The 17,983-nt window shown below is 67.4% G+C and carries 20 protein-coding genes and 3 tRNA genes; 15 read left to right on the forward strand and 8 right to left on the reverse strand.

All coding sequences use genetic code 11. The features are described 5' to 3' along the window. The first annotated feature begins 5 nt into the window (after positions 1–5). From BMX36_RS00440 to BMX36_RS00495, 12 genes are all read left to right on the forward strand, one after another. A complete protein-coding gene (locus tag BMX36_RS00440) occupies positions 6–494 on the forward strand; it encodes a GspH/FimT family pseudopilin (RefSeq protein ID WP_256210597.1) in 489 nt (162 codons plus the stop codon). Further along, positions 487–918, forward strand: a complete 432-nt coding sequence (gspI, locus tag BMX36_RS00445; protein WP_093063274.1) for a type II secretion system minor pseudopilin GspI — start codon at positions 487–489, stop codon at positions 916–918. Before BMX36_RS00440 ends, gspI begins: the two co-directional genes overlap by 8 nt. Next, positions 915–1,574: a type II secretion system minor pseudopilin GspJ gene (gene gspJ, locus BMX36_RS00450; RefSeq protein ID WP_177178959.1), complete on the forward strand. Its 660-nt coding sequence runs from the start codon at positions 915–917 to the stop codon at positions 1,572–1,574. The genes gspI and gspJ overlap by 4 nt, the downstream gene beginning before the upstream one ends. After that, positions 1,564–2,538, forward strand: coding sequence for a type II secretion system minor pseudopilin GspK (gene gspK, locus BMX36_RS00455; RefSeq protein ID WP_066777947.1), 975 nt, complete (start codon positions 1,564–1,566; stop codon positions 2,536–2,538). Before gspJ ends, gspK begins: the two co-directional genes overlap by 11 nt. Continuing rightward, a complete protein-coding gene (gene gspL, locus BMX36_RS00460) occupies positions 2,535–3,617 on the forward strand; it encodes a type II secretion system protein GspL (RefSeq protein ID WP_093063276.1) in 1,083 nt (360 codons plus the stop codon). The genes gspK and gspL overlap by 4 nt, the downstream gene beginning before the upstream one ends. Further along, entirely contained in the window at positions 3,614–4,087 is a 474-nt protein-coding gene (gene gspM / locus BMX36_RS00465) for a type II secretion system protein GspM (protein WP_093063277.1), read from the forward strand. Before gspL ends, gspM begins: the two co-directional genes overlap by 4 nt. Then, a complete protein-coding gene (gene gspN, locus BMX36_RS00470; protein WP_093063278.1) occupies positions 4,084–4,815 on the forward strand; it encodes a type II secretion system protein N in 732 nt (243 codons plus the stop codon). Before gspM ends, gspN begins: the two co-directional genes overlap by 4 nt. Positions 4,816–4,954: 139 nt before the next feature. Beyond that, positions 4,955–5,031, forward strand: a tRNA-His gene (locus tag BMX36_RS00475). A 20-nt stretch (positions 5,032–5,051) separates the two neighbouring features. Further along, the gene (locus tag BMX36_RS00480; protein WP_093063279.1) at positions 5,052–6,101 is read left to right on the forward strand and encodes a Glu/Leu/Phe/Val family dehydrogenase; all 1,050 of its coding nucleotides are present in this window, start codon (positions 5,052–5,054) and stop codon (positions 6,099–6,101) included. A 130-nt stretch (positions 6,102–6,231) separates the two neighbouring features. Next, positions 6,232–6,957, forward strand: coding sequence for a heme ABC transporter permease CcmC (gene ccmC, locus BMX36_RS00485; RefSeq protein ID WP_093065086.1), 726 nt, complete (start codon positions 6,232–6,234; stop codon positions 6,955–6,957). 106 nt (positions 6,958–7,063) lie between these two features. Then, the gene (ccmE, locus tag BMX36_RS00490; RefSeq protein WP_066778065.1) at positions 7,064–7,498 is read left to right on the forward strand and encodes a cytochrome c maturation protein CcmE; all 435 of its coding nucleotides are present in this window, start codon (positions 7,064–7,066) and stop codon (positions 7,496–7,498) included. Next, positions 7,498–8,133 (forward strand): hypothetical protein, encoded by a 636-nt coding sequence (locus BMX36_RS00495; protein WP_093063280.1) that lies wholly within the window; start codon positions 7,498–7,500, stop codon positions 8,131–8,133. The genes ccmE and BMX36_RS00495 overlap by 1 nt, the downstream gene beginning before the upstream one ends. A 59-nt stretch (positions 8,134–8,192) precedes the next feature. Here the strand turns inward: BMX36_RS00495 and BMX36_RS00500 are convergent, their stop codons facing one another. Next, positions 8,193–8,408, reverse strand: a complete 216-nt coding sequence (locus BMX36_RS00500) for a DUF3072 domain-containing protein (protein ID WP_066778072.1) — start codon at positions 8,406–8,408, stop codon at positions 8,193–8,195. A 141-nt stretch (positions 8,409–8,549) separates the two neighbouring features. Between BMX36_RS00500 and BMX36_RS00505 the strand changes: the two genes are divergently transcribed. Next, positions 8,550–10,460 carry a potassium transporter Kup gene (locus BMX36_RS00505; protein WP_066777966.1) on the forward strand — a complete coding sequence of 637 codons (1,911 nt, stop codon included), beginning with the start codon at positions 8,550–8,552 and terminating at the stop codon, positions 10,458–10,460. Beyond that, positions 10,457–10,978, forward strand: coding sequence for a 2'-5' RNA ligase family protein (locus BMX36_RS00510; RefSeq protein WP_256210598.1), 522 nt, complete (start codon positions 10,457–10,459; stop codon positions 10,976–10,978). Before BMX36_RS00505 ends, BMX36_RS00510 begins: the two co-directional genes overlap by 4 nt. Positions 10,979–11,042: 64 nt before the next feature. Here the strand turns inward: BMX36_RS00510 and BMX36_RS00515 are convergent. Together BMX36_RS00515 and rimO are read right to left on the reverse strand one after the other, a co-directional pair. Further along, positions 11,043–11,119 (reverse strand) — tRNA-Met (locus BMX36_RS00515). A 66-nt stretch (positions 11,120–11,185) separates the two neighbouring features. After that, on the reverse strand, positions 11,186–12,514 hold the full coding sequence (rimO, locus tag BMX36_RS00520; RefSeq protein WP_093063282.1) for a 30S ribosomal protein S12 methylthiotransferase RimO: 1,329 nt from the start codon (positions 12,512–12,514) through the stop codon (positions 11,186–11,188). Between the two features lie 117 nt (positions 12,515–12,631). On the opposite strand from rimO, the gene BMX36_RS00525 reads away from it, so the two are divergent. Next, the gene (locus tag BMX36_RS00525; protein WP_093063283.1) at positions 12,632–13,735 is read left to right on the forward strand and encodes an anhydro-N-acetylmuramic acid kinase; all 1,104 of its coding nucleotides are present in this window, start codon (positions 12,632–12,634) and stop codon (positions 13,733–13,735) included. Positions 13,736–13,765: 30 nt separating this feature from the next. Here BMX36_RS00525 and BMX36_RS00530 read toward each other — a convergent pair whose 3' ends face one another. From BMX36_RS00530 to rpsA, 5 genes are all read right to left on the reverse strand, one after another. Further along, a complete protein-coding gene (locus BMX36_RS00530) occupies positions 13,766–14,188 on the reverse strand; it encodes a DUF4112 domain-containing protein (RefSeq protein ID WP_093063284.1) in 423 nt (140 codons plus the stop codon). A gap of 5 nt (positions 14,189–14,193) precedes the next feature. Beyond that, positions 14,194–15,630, reverse strand: coding sequence for an ABC transporter substrate-binding protein (locus BMX36_RS00535; RefSeq protein WP_093063285.1), 1,437 nt, complete (start codon positions 15,628–15,630; stop codon positions 14,194–14,196). Between the two features lie 2 nt (positions 15,631–15,632). Beyond that, positions 15,633–15,719, reverse strand: a tRNA-Leu gene (locus BMX36_RS00540). A gap of 47 nt (positions 15,720–15,766) precedes the next feature. After that, entirely contained in the window at positions 15,767–16,045 is a 279-nt protein-coding gene (locus BMX36_RS00545) for an integration host factor subunit beta (protein WP_066777980.1), read from the reverse strand. A 180-nt stretch (positions 16,046–16,225) separates the two neighbouring features. Further along, positions 16,226–17,941, reverse strand: a complete 1,716-nt coding sequence (gene rpsA, locus BMX36_RS00550; RefSeq protein ID WP_066777982.1) for a 30S ribosomal protein S1 — start codon at positions 17,939–17,941, stop codon at positions 16,226–16,228. Positions 17,942–17,983 lie beyond the last annotated feature (42 nt).

Consider the following 17,983-nt stretch of genomic DNA (forward strand, 5'->3'; position numbering starts at 1 on the left):
GGGAGTTGGCCGCTCGTGCCGCCTTGCGCCTGTGTGACCGCCTGAAGGTGGGTCGGCGGACGGCGGAGCGTGGCTTCACCCTTGTCGAGCTGATGATCGTGATCGCCGTGATCGGCCTTGCCTCCGCCGCCGCGGTGCTCGCCATGCCCGACCCGCGCGGGCGGCTGGTGGACGAAGGCGCGCGCTTTGCCACGCGAGTCCGGGCGGCCCGCGATGCGGCGGTGATCGGCGGCCGACCGGTGAGCGTGTGGGTCACGCCTGCCGGCTATGGCTTTGACGAGCGGCGCGGCGGACAGTGGATCGCGATTGCGGAAAAGCCGCTGCGCGTTGCGCAATGGAGCGACGGGACGCAGGCGATCCTGTCGGAACGTGCGCGCGTGACGTTCGACTCGACCGGCATGGCTGACCGGATGCTGGAGGTGTCGCTTCGCCGGGATCGGACGCGGATCACGGTGACGGTGGGCGATCAGACGGGCGCGCGGGTGAATGGCTGAGCCGTATCTGCCGGCCGTCGCACGCGACCGCTGCTGCCAGCCGCTGAATGGGGCGAGCGGCTTTACCCTGATCGAAGTGATGGTGGCGCTGGCGGTGTTCAGCCTGGCCGCGCTGGCGCTGATCCGGCTGGAGGGCGCGACGATCCGCTCCACCGCACTGCTGAGCGATACGGTGCTGGCGCAGATGGTGGCGCGCAACGTGGCCGTGGAGGCGATCACGGCGCCGAGCCCGCCAGCTCTGGGTCGGGCGGGCGGCGTGGAGCAGAATGGCGGCCGGGCATGGCGCTGGATCCGCGATGTGCGACGTACCGGCGATTCGCAGGTTCTGCGCATCGACGTGGCGGTGCTGGATACGGGCGGTCGGGCGCTGGGCCGGTTGACCATGATCCGCGGGCCGCAGCCGCCAACTGCGATCGTGTCGTGAAGCGGAACAGGGGCACACGCAAGGTGCCGCAGGAGCGGGGCGAGGCTGGCTTCACGCTGGTCGAGGTGATGGTCGCCCTGATGATTTTCGGGCTGATCGCGTCGGCGGGCGTCGCGCTTCTGGCGTTCAGCGTGCGGGCGCAGGGCGCGACCACCGCGCGGCTGGACGACATGGGGGCGCTGGCGCGGCAATCGTCGTTGATGGCCGCCGATCTCGCTCAGGCGATGAATCGTCCTGCCCGCGATGAGCGGGGCACGACTTTTCCCGCGTTCGTCGGAGACGCGACCAGCGTCACCTTCGTTCGCGCGGGCTGGAGTAACATCGATTCGGACGCGCGCTCGACCTTGCAGAAGGTGAGCTATCGCCTGGCGGACGGGGTGTTCCAGCGGATCGCCTGGCCAATGGTCGATGGCGCCGAGCCGTTGCCGGCCGCGCCCGCGCTGACCGGACTTGCCGGTGCCAAGCTGCGCTATCGCATCGCCGGCGCCTGGAGCGACAGCTGGAACGGCAGCGAGGGCGCGGCTCTGCCACAAGCGCTGGAACTGACGCTGCAACGGCGGGACGGCGTGAGCTTTCGCCAGTTGTTCCTGGTGGGGACCGGCGCGCTGCCTGTGGTGAAGATTCCCAATCCGGCGGAGACGCCCGATGCGAGCTAAACGCCAAGGAGAGCGCGGGGCGGCGCTGCTGACGGTATTGCTGCTGGTGGCGATCGTTGCCGTCATGGCGGCGACCGCACTGGAACGCCTGCGCCTCTCGACGCGGCTGACCGCCAATGCGGTCGCGCTGGATCAGGCGCGCGGCCTTGCCCTGGCTGCCGAGACGCTGGCGACCGGCAGGATCACGCAATTGCTGCGGCAAAGCCCCGATCGCGTCACGCTGGCGGGCGGCTGGAGCAACCAGCCGTACACGCTTCCCTTGCCCGGCGGCGCCGCCGTCCTGCGGGTGAGTGACGGCGGAAACTGTTTCAACCTCAATGGCCTGGTGACCGAACTTGACGGCAAATATGTCGCCGACCCAACCGCGGTGGCGCAGATGGCGCGCCTCGCCCGATTGCTCAACGTGCCGGGAGGAGAGGGGATCGCTGCCGCGGCGGCCGACTGGATCGACAGCGACGATCTGGCGCTTGGCACCGGGGCGGAGGATGGCGCCTATCAGGGGCTGGCGACACCCTACCGCACGGCCGGCACGCTGATGGTCGATCCCAGCGAATTGCGCGCCGTCGCCGGCGTCACCAGCGACGCTTACGCCAAGTTGCGCCCGTGGCTCTGCACTTTGCCAGAGGCGAAGCGGGCGATGATCAACGTCAACACGCTCACCCCTGAGCAGGCGCCGCTGGTAGCCATGCTGCTGCCCGACACGCTGAGCGTGCAGGCGGCGGCCGCGGGCCTGCTGCGCCGCCCGCCCAACGGCTTTTCGGACACGCAGGATTTCTGGAAGATCTTCGCCGCGTCCGGCATTACCGATCCGCTTGCCGAGCAGCAGACGGGCGTCGTGTCGACCTGGTTCGACGTGCGCATCGACGTTACCGTCGCGGGCAGCGAGTTGCAGGAAAGGGCGTTGGTTGACGCAACAACGCTTCCGGCGCGGCTCGTCTCGCGGCAATGGGGCGAAATCCTATGAACGCGACGATCCTCTTCCTACCTGCCCATGTCGATCAGCCCTGGCGATGGCTGCGCGTGGAGAATGACGCCGTGACCGGGCGGGGCGAAGGCGCCCCGGAAGCGGGCGCGGATCCGACGATCGCAATCGCGCCAGCGGATGCGGTAACGCTCCACTGGTCCAGCCTTCCGGCCCGGTCGCCGGCGCAGGCGCAGGCCGCCGCCCGGATCGTGATTGCAGAGGCGAGCGCAGCACCTCTCGACGGGCTGCACGTGGCCGTGGGCGACGAGGCGGAGGACGAGCGGCCGATCGGCGTGGTGGCGAACGGGCGAATGCGCGACTGGCTCGGCACTCTCGCCAGCCTTGGCATCGATCCGGCCGTGATCTTGCCGGCTCCGCTGCTGCTGCCAGCGCCAGCCGAAGGATATGTTCGTGCCGAGCTGGGCGGACAATCGGTGGTTCGCGGGCGAACCAGCGGGTTTGCCGATGAGGCGCGGATCACCGATCTGGTCACCGGCGGCAGTTCGCCGGAAACCCTGGGCCGGGACGCGGTGGAAGCCGCGATCGTTGCGAACGTGGCGCAGCCGCTGCTGAACCTTCGCCAGGGCCCGTTCGCCAGGCGCAAGCGGCGGGCGATCGACTGGCCGCTGATACGCCGGCTGGCGGTTCTGGCGGGCATGATCTTGTTGGTGACGCTGGCCATCGATCTGACCAGGATCGCGCGCTACGCGATGGCGGCCGATGCGGCGGAGGCGCAGGCCGATGCGCTGGCCCGCGAAGGGCTGCCGCGCGGGGCGGATCAGGGCGATGCGGGACGCCTGCTCACCGAGCGGCTGTCGCGACTGCGGGGGCCGGGTGCCGGCTTCAGCGCGACGGTTGCGGCATTGACCAGCGCCACGCGCGAAGTTGACGGCACGGAGGTGATTGCAGTGGCGTTCGAGCCCACGGGCGAGCTACGCGCGACGATTGCGGCGAGTGGCGAGGCACAGGCCAACCAACTCATCGACCGGTTGAGGGAAGCGGGGTTTGCAGTGGCGGCGAGCACGTTCCAATCGGATGGTCAGCGCGTTCGCGGCGACGTGACCGTGGCGCTGCCATGACCGTGTTGTCGACCTGGTTTCGCGGCCGCAGCGTGCGCGAACAACGCCTGCTGATGGTGATGGCGGCCCTGTTCGTGATCACATTGGTGTTCGCCGGGATCGTGCGCCCGGTGCGCGATGGGCTCGAATCGACGCGCCAGCGCCATGCCAGTGCCGAGGTTCGGCTGGGCGAGGTGAAGGCGCAGGTCGCGCAGGTGAAGGCGATCCAGCGCGGGCGGCCGCGCACGCCGGAGGGCGCGCTGGCCGATGCGGTGCGCGCTCGTGCAGACGAAGCCGGGTTCGTACTCGCCAATCTGGAGCCCGACGGCGACAGGATCAGGATCGGGATCGCCACGGCGCGCCCGGGCCCACTGCTGAGCTGGATTGCTGGCCTCGAAGCCGATGGGCTGCTGGTGGACGCCTCCACCATCACCGGGAACGGCGACGGCACGGTCGCGGCCACGCTGACGTTGAAGGGAAGGGCGCCATGAGGCGGATCCGACTGGCCACGGGGCCGAGCGCGCTGTTTCTGGCGCTTTTCGTAGCGGCGCTGATCATCTTCCTGCCGCTTCGGCTGGCGCTTGGATGGTTCGGGCTGGCAGCGCAGGGCATGACCGCACGAGAGGTGACGGGGAGCATTTGGGCGGGAGAGCTGCGCGAAGCTTCGTTCGGCCGGATCGCGCTGGGTGATCTGTCGGCCGGAGTGTCGCCGGTACAGCTCTTCGTCGGACGCGCGCGCGTCAATCTGGAGGGGCTGGCCGACGCGCCGGAAGCGGCGGCGCGTCTTACCGGAGCGATCGGGGTCAGCCGGCACAGTTTCGGCATCGATGACCTGACCGCTTCGCTGCCGGTGGGCGGGACTTTTCGGCCCGTTCCAGTGACTCTCCTGGACTTGCAGGACGTTAGCGTCCGCTTTCGCGGTGACACGTGCGAGCAGGCGGAGGGGCGGGTGCGCGCCACCATGGGCAGCGAGATCGGCGGCATCGCCGTGCCGGCGGCGCTCAATGGCAATGCGCGGTGCGATGCCGGCGCGCTGCTGCTGCCGCTGGTGAGTGCGGCCGGGAACGAGGGAAGCACCATCCGGATCTGGCCCGACGGGCGCTATCGCGCGGAGCTGACCCTGCAACCGTCCGACCCCGCATCGGGCACCAAGCTGCAAGCGATCGGCTTCATTCAAACGCAGCGCGGCATGGAACTGGCAATCGAGGGCCGCTTCTGAGCAGGCCCCGGCCGCTTTCGGGATGATTTCGGCCTGCAATCCCCGTCGCAAACGTCCTGAACCTTCGAAAGCGCGAAGGAAATTGCTGATCGAACCTTGACGCCTCGACCCCCTAGCCGTAGGGGCGCGCTTTCTCACGGCGATCGTAGCTCAGTTGGTTAGAGCATCGGTTTGTGGTACCGAGGGTCGCGGGTTCAAGTCCCGTCGATCGCCCCATTCTTTTCCCCGGGAATGACATGACCGCGTGGGGCTTCCCCGACTTCGACGACCATGAGGGCGTCCACCTCTTCACTGATCCTGCATCCGGCCTACGTGCCGTAATTGCGGTTCATTCCACGGCGCTTGGGCCGGCAGCGGGCGGCGTCCGTTTCTGGCACTATGCCGATCACACGGCCGCGATCACCGACGCGCTTCGGCTGTCGCGCGGCATGAGCTTCAAGAACGCCATGGCGGGCCTGGAGCTTGGCGGTGGCAAGGGCGTGGTGCTGGCCGACGCGCCGGGCGCGACGATCAGCGAGGCGCAGCTGCGCGCGTTTGGCCGTGCGGTCGAATCGCTGGGCGGCCGTTATGTCACGGCGGAAGACGTCGGTATGTCCGAAGCCCGCATGAAGGTGATCTCCGAAGAAACGCGCTACGTATCCGGCCTGCCGGTGGCGAGCGGCGCGGCCGGCGGCGATCCGGGCCCGTACACGGCGCTTGGCGTCTACCTGGGCGTGAAGGCGGCGGCGCAGCGCGGCCTGGGTGCCACCGACATGAAGGGCGTGCGGGTTGCCATCCAGGGCGTCGGCTCGGTCGGCGGCGGCCTCGCCCGGCTGCTGGCGGCGGACGGCGCGGTGCTGACGCTGGCCGATGTGAACAAGGAGCGCGCCGCGGCGCTTGCCGCAGAGCTTGGCGCGACCACGGTACCGACGGAGGAGATCCTGTCGGCCGATGTCGATCTGGTGAGCCCCAATGCGCTTGGCGCGGTGCTGACCGAGCAGTCGATCGGCGCGGTGAAGGCCAAGGTGATCGCCGGTGGCGCCAACAACCAGCTGGCCACCCGCGACGACGGGCGCCGCGTTCATGAGCGCGGCATCCTGTTCGCGCCGGATTATGTGATCAATGCCGGCGGCATCATCAACGTCGGCCTGGAGTATCTGGGCCATGGCGACGAGGCAGAGGTGAAGGCGCGGATCGCCCGCATTCCGGATCGCCTGATCGAGGTGTGGGACGAGAGCGACGCAAGCGGCGATCCCGCCGCGGATGTGGCGGACCGGATCGCGCGGCGACTGATCGGCCGGGGTTGACCCCTGGGCCGTGAGCGGGGCGGCATGGATCGCCCGCCGCGGCCCATGGCTGCTGTTGAGAGAGGAGCGGGGGAACGCGCCAGTCAATCGATGACGACAGGCGATTTTGCCCATATGGGATAACACCATCGTGCCCGCGCTCCATGCCCTCGCCAATCCTGCGCGCTTCCTGAAGATCGCGCGACCGCTGACCGCCGTGCTCGGCTGGGCAGGGCTGGCGCTGATCGTGATCGGTTGCTGGGCCGGGCTGACGCAGACGCCGCCCGATTACCTGCAGGGCGAATCAGTGCGCATCATGTACGTTCACGTGCCGTCCGCCTGGCTGGGGATGGGCGGATGGAGCGGGATTGCACTTTCCAGCATCGCCTATCTCGTCTGGCGCCATCCGCTGGCCGACGTGGCGGCGCGCGCGATCGCGGTGCCGGGCGCGGCCTTTGCCGCGGTCTGCCTGATCACCGGCGCGATCTGGGGACGCCCGACGTGGGGCACCTATTGGCAGTGGGACGGCCGACTGACCTCCATGCTGCTGCTGTTCTTCGTGTACCTGGGTTATATCGCGCTGGCGCGGGCCGATCGCGAGCGCGGCGGCGACGGCCGGATCGCGGCTTTGTTCGGCATTGCCGGCACGGTGCTGCTGCCCATCATCCGCTATTCCGTGATCTGGTGGAACACGCTGCACCAGGGGCCGAGCATCGGACTGACCCGGTCCACCATCGACGCCTCCATTCTCTGGCCGCTGCCGATCATGCTGAGCGGTTTCAGCTTCCTGTTCGGGGCCATTGTCCTGATGCGGATGCGCACCCTGCTGGCGATCGCGAAGGCAGAAGCGCGGCTGCGGCGGAGGGCGACGGCGTGAACGCCTGGCCGTTCGTTATCGCTGCCTATGCGGTGGCGCTGGGCACATGCGCGATCATCGCGCTGGCGAGCCTATGGGCGATGCGGCGCGCCGAGAAGGACAGACGATGAAGGCGAAGCACCAGCGGCTCTGGCTCGCGGGCGCCGCGCTGCTGGCGGTTGCCGTGGCGGCGTTGCTCGCGCTGTCCGGCCTGAAGGATCAGGCCGCGTTCTTCTATGCGCCGTCCGATGTTACCCCGGAAGTGCTGGTCGCCGGCCGCGCCGTTCGCCTTGGCGGGATGGTGGCAGGCGGATCGGTGGTCCGGGCGGCGGATGGCGTCACCGTCCACTTCCGCGTCACGGACGGACGAGCGACGACGCCGGTCAGCTTCGCCGGCATCGTGCCGGACCTGTTCCGCGAAAATTCCGGCGTGGTGGCGGAGGGACGTTTCCAGCGCGACGGTTCGTTCATCGCCTCCAACCTGCTGGCCAAGCACGACGAGAAATACATGCCGCCCGAACTTGCGGGCAAGATGCACGAGACCAAGAGTCTGGACCAGTGATGGGCTATGTCGCCCTGGCGGTGATCGGCGCGCTGGCCTTTGCCGCCCTGCTGCTGCTTCGGCTGCCGCGGCTGGTCTGGTCCTTCGCAGGCGCGGCGCTGTTCCTCGGCGCCGCCGGTTATGCCTGGCAGGGCCGGCCGGCGCTCGCGGCAGCACCGGCAAGGCCCGCGGCGAGCCCCGTGCCGGTGGAACCGGAAAGCGTGATCCTGCGCGAGCGGCTGATGGGCCGGTTCACGGCGGACACCGCTTATCTTGTCGCGTCTGATGCGATGCTGCGCGCCGGTGATCGGCGTGCCGCAGCGCAGGTGGTGATGGGCGGCGTTCGCGCGATCCCGCGCAGCTTCATCCTGTGGACGCAGCTTGGCAGCAATCTCGTGATCCTCGATGGCGACCAAGTATCGCCGGCGGCGAAGCTGGCGTTCGGGCGCGCCATACAGCTAGCGCCCGAGCATCCGGCACCGCCTTACTATGCCGCAATCTCCTATATCCGGGCAGGCGATCTGCCGATGGCGCGGCGGCTGATGGCGCGCGCCGTGTCGCTGTCACGCGACGGCACCGAATATAAGCGGCAGCTCGCCGGCCAGTTGCTCGTGCTCGAACGCTATATGGCAGCCGTGGAGCAGACCGGACGATAGTCCCCGACCGGGCGGGACGGATCCGCCGGTCAATCTGCTCGTTCGGCAGCCTGATGCCGTTACTTGCCCCGACCGGTCTTGTCCTGAAGCGCATCGATCCGTTTCGATGCCTCGGCCTTGGTCAGCTCTTCATCGAACTGCTCATGCGCCTCTTCGCTCAAGGTCTTGAGATAGCTGGCCTGCGCGCCCGTCATCGGCTCATCGCCAGTGGTCCAATCGTCCGGGTCCTTTTCCGCGTTCGAGAACGGCTCACTCTTGGGGTTGTTGTCCGACATGTCGGTCTCCTTCAAACGTGGAACTCATCCGTTCCGGTAATGTTCCCCTTGCGGCGCAGGTGCGAAGTGCTAGGCGCGCCCAGGCTTTTACAGGATGACGGTGGTTTTCTTCCCCTTGAACCTGGCGCTGGTTGACTGTCGGTGAGCACAGTTGCTCCCCCCGTCACGCCGGCCATCACGCCACATCACCATCACGGTGATGGGCTGGGCAAGCTGGCGCTCGGCGCGATCGGCGTCGTCTATGGCGACATCGGCACCAGCCCGCTTTACGCGATGAAGGAAGTGTTTGTCGGTCACCACCCGCTTGCGGTGGACCGGCTCCACATCTTCGGCGTGCTGAGCCTCGTCTTCTGGTCGCTCGTGCTGATCGTGACGTTCAAATACGTGATGGTCATCCTGCGCGCCGACAATAACGGAGAAGGCGGGAGCCTGGCGCTGCTCGCCCTGATCCAGCGGCGGAGCGGCGCGGGCAAGCGATGGGGGCCGAGCCTCGTCATGCTCGGCGTGCTCGCAACGGCCATGTTCTTCGGCGATTGCATGATCACGCCCGCCATGTCGGTGCTGTCCGCGGTGGAGGGGCTGGCGACGGTAGAGCAGACGTTCGACAGTTTCGTCATCCCCATCGCGGTGACGATCCTGATCGGCCTGTTCTATCTCCAGTCGGTCGGCACGGCGCGGGTCGGCAAGTTGTTCGGCCCGATCATGGTGGTCTATTTCATCACCTTGTCGGTGCTCGGCCTCATTCACGTGATCGCGCAGCCGGAGATCCTGCTGGCGCTCGATCCGCGATGGGCGGTGCGCTTCGCCGCGACGGACGGGACGTTGGCGTTTCTGGCGCTCGGCTCGGTGGTGCTGGCAGTGACGGGGGCGGAAGCGCTGTACGCCGACATGGGGCATTTCGGACGCAAGCCGATCGCCTTTGCCTGGCTGTGGTTCGTCTTCCCTGCGCTGATGCTCAATTACCTGGGACAGGGCGCGTTGATGCTGGCTGACCCGGCCAGCGCCAAGAACCCGTTCTTCCTGATGGCGCCGGAGGAATGGCGCCTGCCTCTGGTCATCCTCGCCACCATGGCGACCGTGATCGCCAGCCAGGCGGTGATCACCGGCGCTTATTCGGTGGTGCAGCAGGCGGTGCAGCTTGGCCTGATGCCGCGGCTGCGGATTGACCACACCAGCGCGTCGGCGGCCGGGCAGATCTACATTCCGTCGATCAACTGGGCGTTGATGGCGATGGTGCTGCTGCTGATCCTGGGCTTTCAGGAATCGTCGAACCTTGCCGCCGCTTATGGCATCGCGGTGACGGGCACGATGTTCATCTCGACCTGCATGGTGGCGGTGCTGATCCAGCGCGTCTGGCACTGGCCGCTGGCGGCGGTGCTGCCGTTCGTCGCCAGCTTCCTGCTGATCGATGGCCTGTACCTGTCGTCGAACCTGACGAAGGTGCCGGACGGCGGCTGGTTTCCGCTGCTGGTGGCGATCATCGTCTTCATCCTGCTCACCACCTGGGCGACCGGGCGCAAGCTGATGCTGGAGCGGATGCGCGAGGGCGCGATGCCGATCAAGGTTTTCATCGGCTCCGCGGCCAACAGCGCGACCCGGGTGTCAGGGACGGCGGTGTTCATGACCTCAACGCCGGAAGGCGTGCCGCCGGCGCTGCTGCACAATCTGAAGCACAATCGGGTGCTGCACGATCGCGTGATCCTGCTGACGGTGAAGGTGACGGACATGCCGTTCTTCCCGGAGCAGGACCGGTTCAACCATGAGGCGCTGGGCGAGGGGTTCCACCGCGTGATCCTGCGTTACGGCTTCATGGAATCGCCGGATATCCCGGCGGCGCTCAAGTCCTTTGATCGCTGCGGCGGCGAGTTCCGGATGATGGAGACGAGCTTCTTCCTCTCCCGCCAGACGCTGCTGGCGTCCGCGCATCCGGGCATGGCGCTATGGCGCGAGAAGCTGTTCGCGTGGATGCTGCGCAATGCGGAAAGCGCGATGGAGTTCTTCCGCCTACCGACGAACCGCGTGGTCGAACTCGGCAGCCAGATCGAGATTTGAGCGGCCAGCCTCCGGCTCCGATCATCGTGACCGCCGTGTTCGGGCGGTCCGACCAGGCGTGGTTCGACGATCTGCGGCAACGGCACTTCCCGCCCGAGCGCAACGTGCTGGCCGCGCATCTGACGATGTTTCACCACCTGCCACCCAGCGCGGCCGATGAGCTGAAATGGCGGCTGGCAGAGGAAACGCGCGGCGTGCCCGCGCCGGCCGCGGCGCTTGCGGGCCCGTTCTCGCTGGGGCGCGGCGTTGCCTATCGCATTGACAGCGCCGGCCTGGAGGCGGTGCGCGCGCGGATTGCCGAGGCGTTTGCCGGCATGCTGACGCCGCAAGACCAGGCTGGCTGGCGGCCGCATGTGACGATTCAGAACAAGGTGGAGCCAGCAACGGCAAAGATGCTGCTGGCGGACCTCAAAGCTGCGTTCCGGCCGCGCCCGCTCATCATCGATGGGCTGGCGACATGGTGGTATCGCGGGGGGCCGTGGGAGCCACTGTCCCAGCATCGCTTCCGGCGGGATTAGCGCGCAGGCGCATCGGCGCGCCACCCCGGCGAGGGTGCGATCAGGCGTTGCTGTTGTCGGAAAATGGTAGCGGAGGAGGGACTTGAACCCCCGACACGCGGATTATGATTCCGCTGCTCTAACCAGCTGAGCTACTCCGCCCCAAGGGCATTCACCGCGACAATTCCGCCGGGCGAGGCGCGCCTGATAGCAGCGCTTTCGCCCGGGTCAAGCGGGAACGCCAAAGAGATCGTGTTCGTCCGCATCCTCGATCGTGACGCTGACGATATCGCCTTCCGAAAGATGGCCGGCGTCACGCAGGTGTACCTCGCCGTCGATCTCCGGCGCATCGGCATAGGAGCGGCCAGAAGCGCCCTCCTCACCGACCGAATCGATGATGACCTGCAGCGTGCGGCCGACCTTCGCCTGAAGCTTGGCAGCGCTGATCGCGGCCGTTCGCTCCATGATCCGGGCGTAGCGTTCTTCCTTCACCTCCTCGGGCACCGGATCGGGCAGGGCGTTGGCGCTGGCGCCTTCCACCGGCTCGAACCGGAACGCGCCGACGCGATCGAGCTGGGCTTCGTCTAGCCAATCGAGGAGATACTCGAAATCGGCCTCCGTCTCGCCCGGAAAGCCAACGACGAAGGTCGAGCGGATCGCGATGTCCGGGCGGACCTCTCGCCAGGCACGCAGCCGGGCGAGAACCTTGGCGTCATTCGCCGGTCGCTTCATGGCGCGCAGCACATTGGGTGCGGCGTGCTGGAAGGGAATGTCGAGGTACGGAAGCACCAGCCCCTCGGCCATCAGCGGGATAACCTGATCGACGTGCGGATAGGGGTACACATAGTGGAGCCGCACCCAGGGGGCGATACGGCCCAGCTCCCGGGCGAGATCGGTCATGTGCGCCCGCACCTCGCCGCCACCCTTCAGCGGATAGGCTGCGTGGCGCAGGTCCAGCCCATAAGCGGACGTGTCCTGGCTGATGACGAGCAGTTCCTTCGTGCCCGCCGCGACCAGCTTCTCCGCCTCGCGCAGGATCGCGTCCGGCCGGCGGCTGACGAGATCACCCCGCAGCGACGGGATGATGCAGAACGAGCAGCGGTGATTGCAGCCTTCGGAAATCTTGAGATAGCTGTAGTGCCGCGGCGTCAGCTTCAGCCCGGCGTCGGGCACCAGATCGATATAGGGCGACAGGTTCGCGGGCGCGGCCTCGTGCACCGCTTCGACCACCTGTTCATATTCATGAGCGCCGGTGATCGCGAGCACGTTGGGGAAGCGGGCGCGAATCACCTCGGCTTCCTTGCCCATGCAGCCGGTGACAATGACGCGGCCGTTCTCCGCGATCGCCTCGCCGATCGCCTCCAGGCTCTCTTCCTTGGCCGAGTCGAGAAAGCCGCAGGTGTTGACGAGCACGACGTCCGCACCCGCATAATCGGGAGACATGTGATAGCCGTCAGCACGCAGCTGGGTGAGGATGCGCTCACTGTCCACCAGGTTCTTGGGACAGCCGAGCGACACCATGCCCACGCGGGGCGGTGAAGGAAGACGCGTTGCCATGAGTGCGCGCGCACATAGTGCGGGACGAGCCGTTTTGCCATATGCTCGCCGAATCAATCATCTTGCGCTACCCGGTTCGCCTCGCAGGGGCGCGAGGAGTAGCGTGGGGGTGATGCGATGCTGGCGATCGGGCTGATGTCCGGGACGTCACTCGATGGAGTGGACGCGGCGCTGATCGAAACGGACGGCGAGCAATCCGTGCGCTCGATCGCGTTCCGCGGGGAAGCCTATTCGGATGCCGCGCGGGCGCAACTGGCGGCGACGACGGCGCTGGCGCTGACCTTTGAACGGCCGCGCGCCAATCCCGAAGTGATGGCGGCAGCCGAACTCATCACCCGAACCCATGTGTTGGCGGTGCAGAAGCTGCTGCGCGACGCAGGGCTGCGGGCGGGCGAGGTCGATGTTATCGGCTTTCATGGGCAAACCGTCGCTCACCGGCCGGATCGTCGCTGGACGTGGCAGATCGGCGATGGCCAGGCGCTTGCCGATGCGACGGGTATCGCGACGGTCGCGGATCTGCGCAGCGCTGACGTTGCCGCGGGCGGGCAGGGCGCACCCCTTCTGCCGGTGTATCATGCCGCGCTGACCGCCGGGCTGGATCGGCCGCTGGCGGTGCTGAACCTCGGCGGCGTGGCCAATATCACCTGGATCGGCAGCGACGGTACATTGCTCGCGTTCGATACCGGCCCGGCCAACGGACTGATCGACAGCTGGGTGGAAGCGGAGACGGGCGCACGGTTCGATGCGGGCGGGGCGCTTGCCGCCGCGGGGCGGATCGATGAGGCGGTGCTGACCGCGATGCTGGACCACCCTTTCTTCGCCCAGCCGGCCCCCAAGTCCCTGGACCGCAACGACTTCACCATCCAGCCAGCGCGCGGCCTGAGCGCAGCGGACGGCGCCGCGACGCTGACCGCCTTCACCGCCGCGAGCGTCGCCGAGGCGTTTCTGCTGCTGCCGGAGCGGCCCGAACGCCTGCTGGTCGCGGGCGGCGGCCGGCACAACCCGGTCATGCTGCGGATGATTTCGGACAAAATCGGCCTCGATCCGGAGCCGGTGGATGCCCTTGGCTGGAACGGCGACGCGATCGAGGCGGAGGGCTTCGCCTATATGGCCGTGCGGAATCTGAAGGGGCTGCCGATCTCATTCCCGGGCACGACCGGCGTGCCCGGGCCGATGACCGGCGGCGTGCTCCACCAGCCGCAAAGCCGCGCCGAGCCGTAAGCGGGCGTTCGCCGCTGCCGCCGGATCGGATCAGCGATCGACGGTGACGGTGGCGGGGTGGTGCCGATCGAGGTGGCGCTTGATTGTCTTCAAGTTGCGGGTGTTGGACCGGAAAAAGAAGTCGGCAGCGTCGCCGACGATGGGGACGAGGCCGAGCAGCGCATCGAAGCCGACGCGCGCGCCCATTCGGGTAAGCTGCAGCTTGGTCATGCCCAGATTACGCGCCTCCCAGACGATATAGGCGCCCATGGCGGCGGCTACGGCGTCGCCGATCACAGGAACGAAGCCGAGCAGCACGTCCAGCCCGACCTTTCGGTTCAAGCCCGGGACGGTGACCATGCCCTCCAGCAGCTGCTCCATCGCCTCCACGCGGCGGCGAATAGAGGCCGGATCACGGCCGAGCGGCAGGCTGGCCATGTAATCGGGCGCTGGACGGAAATCGGCGTTGGTCATGGAGATCAGTTGGGGTCGCGGCGAACCCCATTCAACGGGTGCCAAGCCCGTTCGTTCGGCTGCCAGGTGCGAAGGCGTGGCGCCACCAGCGACCAGCGCAGCGGCCGGGCGATCGGCACGAAGGCGACGTCGTCCGCCAGCAGCCGATCCGCCGCGGCAATCGCGCGCGCGCGCTCGGCCAGGGACGGGGCGAGGCGGGCAGCCTCGATCGCCTGGGTCGCGGCCTCGCTGCAGGTCTGGCACGCATGGCCGAGATACCAACGGCCGCTGTCGAACGGCGCAACGGCATCGATCAGGCGAAGGTCCGCCTCGTCATCGGGCGCCACGCGAACGGGCCGGATCCCGACGGCGTAAAGATCCGCGGCGATACGGGCCCAGAGCAGCGTGCCGCCCGCGCCGGCGGGCAAGGCGATCCGGATGGTGGGCGTGTCATTACCCGCCTCCCGCCACGCCGCCACCCGCGCGCGGGCCGTGGCCTGCCTGTCCTGCGCCGCCACCGCCTGCCATGGCGCCTTGGCCGGCGGAGACGCGGAATCAAGCGCGGCGGGCAGCAGATCCTCCGTTGCCTGCCAGCCAGGCGCGAACGCCTGCACCAGAGCGCCGCGATCGATGGCCAGCGCAATCGCCGCCCGGTTCTCCGCCGCTGCGAGGAACCCCTCAGGGCGAGAAACGGCCAGGCCGAACAGCCCCGCTGCCGGATCAAGCCGGACATCGGCATTTTCGATCCCGGCAGCGGCAACAAGCGGCCATTCGGCAATCGTGCCACCGGTAAACAGATCGGAGCGGCGCGCCGAGAAGCGGGCGATCCCGGCGGCGGGACGTTCCGCGATCAGCAGGACGTCATCCTCCGGCTGCGGCTCTTCCTGCTCGTCGGCGGCGCGATCGGGATCGGGGATCGGCCGCAGCCTGGTGATCTGGCCGCTCTTACCCACGATACGCATCGGGCCGCTGCCGATGCTGCGCCGGGGATGAACGATGGCCATGTCGGGCTGGGCGAAGAGCTTCAGAAGGTCCGGGCGCGGCCGGGACAATTCGATCTGGATCACCTCCGGCGTCATCTCAACGATCGATTCGAGCGCCGTCAGATAGGGGGACAGCGGATTGCGTGCCCGCTGCTGGAGCCGGCGACGAAGGATCGCAACCACCTCCGCGGCCCGCATCGGGCGCCCATCGGCCCAAGGCGTGTCACGAAGGCGGAAAATGTAGGTGCGCCCTTCGTCCGTGACGATCCAGCGCGCTGCCACGCCCGGCACGATCTGACCGGCGGCGTCGAACCGGACGAGGCCCTGCGCGACGCTGTCGGTGAGCAGCCGGCGCGCCATGTCGTTATCGACAATCGGCGCAAGCGACAGTTCGGGTTCCGCGCCATTGGCGCTGACGATCACCGCGCCGACATCCGGCCGGCGTTCGCATCCGGCCGTGGCCACGGCCAGCGCAAGCATGATGGTGCGGACGGCGGGACTCGAACCCGCACGCCCATACGGGCAGAAGATTTTAAGTCTCCGGCGTCTACCGGTTCCGCCACGTCCGCGCATCACGTGCGCCGAAAAGCGGCACGGAAGCGCCGCCGTCAAGCGTTCAGACGTTCAAACGCTGACGCATTTCCTTGCCCGGCTTAAAATAAGGCACCCGCTTCGCCGTGACTTCGACCACCTCGCCGGTGCGCGGGTTGCGGCCGGTGCGTGCGTCGCGCGCCCGAGTCGAGAAGGCGCCGAAGCCACGCAATTCGACGCGGCCGTCCTCCGCCAGGCGCCGGACGATCTCATCGAAGAAGGTGGAAACGATAGCCTCGACCTCGCGCACCGACAGACCAGGGTTGGTCTCTGCCAGATGCTGCACCAGTTCCGATCGGATCATTTGCCCCGCCCTTGAAGTGCCACCGAGCCTACGTGGCGTGTGGCGTTCTTAATACAGGTAAAGTTTGCGCGGAATAGGAGCGACAAGCGATTATCGACCAAAAGAATGGTTTATACCGCAAAAAAGAAGGGCCGGGCGGCTGATGCCACCCGGCCCCACGGCCCAAAAAGGCCGCAGCGATTACTGCTTGTTCTGACGAGCCTTCAGCGCCTCGCCGAGAATGTCGCCGAGCGACGCGCCCGAGTCGGACGAACCGTATTGCGCCACGGCCTGCTTCTCTTCGGCGATCTGCATCGCCTTGACCGAGAAGGTCGGCTTCTTGGAACGATCGAAGCCGGTGACCATCGCGTCAAACTTCTGGCCGACCTGGAAACGCTCCGGACGCTGCTCGTCACGGTCGCGGCCGAGATCGGTGCGCTTGATGAAGCCGGTCGCGCCATCGTCGCCCGCCTGAACCTCGAGGCCCGCATCGCGGACTTCGAGAACGGTGACGGTGACGACCTGGTTCTTGCCCAGGTTGCCGGCCGAAGCCGCTGCGCCGCCCGCAACCGGGGCACCACGCTCGAGCTGCTTCATGCCGAGGCTGATGCGCTCCTTCTCCGGATCGACGTCAAGCACGATGGCCTGAACCGTCTCACCCTTGCGGTGCAGGTTGAGCGCGTCCTCACCCGAAACACCCCAAGCGATGTCGGACATGTGAACCATGCCGTCGACGTCGTTGTCGAGGCCGATGAACAGGCCGAACTCGGTGGCGTTCTTGACTTCGCCCTCGACCGTCGTGCCGACCGGATGCTCGGCGGCGAAACGCTCCCACGGATTCTGCTGCGCCTGCTTCAGGCCCAGCGAGATGCGACGCTTGTCGGCATCGACCTCGAGCACCACCACGTCGACTTCCTGCGAGGTCGAGACGATCTTGCCCGGGTGGACGTTCTTCTTGGTCCAGGACATTTCGGACACGTGGACGAGGCCCTCGATGCCCGGCTCCAGCTCAACGAACGCACCATATTCGGTGATGTTCGTGACGCGGCCCGACAGCTTCGCGCCGACCGGATACTTCTGGCTGGCGCCATCCCACGGATCGCTCTCGAGCTGCTTCATGCCGAGCGAGATGCGCTGCGTGTCCTTGTTGATGCGGATGATCTGCACCTTCACGGTGTCGCCGATGTTGATCATCTCCGACGGGTGCTGGACGCGCTTGTAGGAGAGGTCGGTGACGTGCAGCAGGCCGTCGATGCCGCCCAAGTCCACGAAGGCGCCGTAGTCGGTGATGTTCTTCACCACGCCATCGATGATCTGACCCTCGGCCAGGCTCTGGATCAGGCCCGAACGCTGCTCGGCGCGGGTCTCTTCCAGCACGGCGCGGCGCGAGACGACGATGTTGCCGCGCTTGCGGTCCATCTTCAGGATCTGGAAGGGCTGCGGGATATCCATCAGCGGCGTGACGTCACGCACCGGACGGATGTCGACCTGCGAGCCCGGCAGGAAGGCCACGGCGCCGTTCAGGTCGACGGTGAAGCCGCCCTTCACGCGACCGAAGATCACGCCCTCGACGCGCGCGGTCTTGGCGAATTCGGTCTCCAGCTTGTCCCATGCGGCTTCGCGGCGTGCGCGGTCGCGCGACAGCATTGCTTCGCCATGCATGTTTTCCACGCGGTCGACATAGACTTCGACTTCGTCACCGATCTTGAGATCGGCCTTCTGACCCGGCGCCGGCGCGAATTCGCGCAGCGGCACGCGGCCTTCGCTCTTCAGGCCGACGTCAATGACGGCGAGGTCATTCTCGATGCCGGTGACGGTGCCGAGCACCACGCGGCCCTCGAAGCTGTCGGCGCCGCCGAACATGTCATCGAGCATTGCCGCGAAATCGTCACGCGTGGGATTTGGCTGTGTGGCCATAGAAATGGTTTGTCCTAATCAGTTCGTTTCCGGCCAAGCGGT

It is taken from the genome of Sphingomonas sp. OV641, assembly GCF_900109205.1.
Lineage (GTDB): Bacteria > Pseudomonadota > Alphaproteobacteria > Sphingomonadales > Sphingomonadaceae > Sphingomonas.

Coding starts and splice junctions, on each gene's coding strand:
- gspI (WP_093063274.1), top strand. CDS start 487: ATGGCTGAGCCGTATCTGCCGGCCGTCGCACGCGACCGCTGCTGCCAG.
- gspK (WP_066777947.1), top strand. CDS start 1,564: ATGCGAGCTAAACGCCAAGGAGAGCGCGGGGCGGCGCTGCTGACGGTA.
- gspL (WP_093063276.1), top strand. CDS start 2,535: ATGAACGCGACGATCCTCTTCCTACCTGCCCATGTCGATCAGCCCTGG.
- gspM (WP_093063277.1), top strand. CDS start 3,614: ATGACCGTGTTGTCGACCTGGTTTCGCGGCCGCAGCGTGCGCGAACAA.
- gspN (WP_093063278.1), top strand. CDS start 4,084: ATGAGGCGGATCCGACTGGCCACGGGGCCGAGCGCGCTGTTTCTGGCG.
- BMX36_RS00480 (WP_093063279.1), top strand. CDS start 5,052: ATGACCGCGTGGGGCTTCCCCGACTTCGACGACCATGAGGGCGTCCAC.
- ccmE (WP_066778065.1), top strand. CDS start 7,064: ATGAAGGCGAAGCACCAGCGGCTCTGGCTCGCGGGCGCCGCGCTGCTG.
- BMX36_RS00495 (WP_093063280.1), top strand. CDS start 7,498: ATGGGCTATGTCGCCCTGGCGGTGATCGGCGCGCTGGCCTTTGCCGCC.
- BMX36_RS00500 (WP_066778072.1), bottom strand. CDS start 8,408: ATGTCGGACAACAACCCCAAGAGTGAGCCGTTCTCGAACGCGGAAAAG.
- rimO (WP_093063282.1), bottom strand. CDS start 12,514: ATGGCAACGCGTCTTCCTTCACCGCCCCGCGTGGGCATGGTGTCGCTC.
- BMX36_RS00525 (WP_093063283.1), top strand. CDS start 12,632: ATGCTGGCGATCGGGCTGATGTCCGGGACGTCACTCGATGGAGTGGAC.
- BMX36_RS00530 (WP_093063284.1), bottom strand. CDS start 14,188: ATGACCAACGCCGATTTCCGTCCAGCGCCCGATTACATGGCCAGCCTG.
- BMX36_RS00535 (WP_093063285.1), bottom strand. CDS start 15,630: ATGCTTGCGCTGGCCGTGGCCACGGCCGGATGCGAACGCCGGCCGGAT.
- BMX36_RS00545 (WP_066777980.1), bottom strand. CDS start 16,045: ATGATCCGATCGGAACTGGTGCAGCATCTGGCAGAGACCAACCCTGGT.
- rpsA (WP_066777982.1), bottom strand. CDS start 17,941: ATGGCCACACAGCCAAATCCCACGCGTGACGATTTCGCGGCAATGCTC.